The sequence below is a fragment of the Massilia genomosp. 1 genome (assembly GCF_011682185.1).
Taxonomy (GTDB): Bacteria; Pseudomonadota; Gammaproteobacteria; order Burkholderiales; family Burkholderiaceae_D; genus Telluria_A; species Telluria_A rubra.
Genome location: NZ_WHJF01000532.1, coordinates 1 through 289, shown reverse-complemented (window position 1 = coordinate 289; position 289 = coordinate 1). Strand labels below are relative to the sequence as shown.

General features: G+C 65.1%; 1 pseudogene. It reads left to right on the top strand.

Annotated features, from left to right (window positions below):
• Positions 1–289: pseudogene (locus F1735_RS34795) on the top strand (7-carboxy-7-deazaguanine synthase); the annotation flags it as partial.

Here is a 289-nt window from a genome sequence, read left to right as displayed (position 1 = left end):
CACCTTCTGCGATACCGATTTCGTCGGTACCGATGGCGAACGCGGCGGCAAGTTCGCTACCGGCGCCGCCCTGGCCGCGCTGATCGACAGCCTGTGGCCCACGTCCTACCCGCATAGTAAATATGTGGTCTTCACCGGCGGCGAGCCGCTGCTCCAGCTCGACGCGCCCCTGATCGATGCGATGCACGCCGTTGGGTTCGAGATCGCCATCGAAACCAATGGCACCCTGCCGGTCCCGCCCGGGGTCGACTGGATCTGCGTCAGCCCCAAGATGGGCTCGAAACTGGTG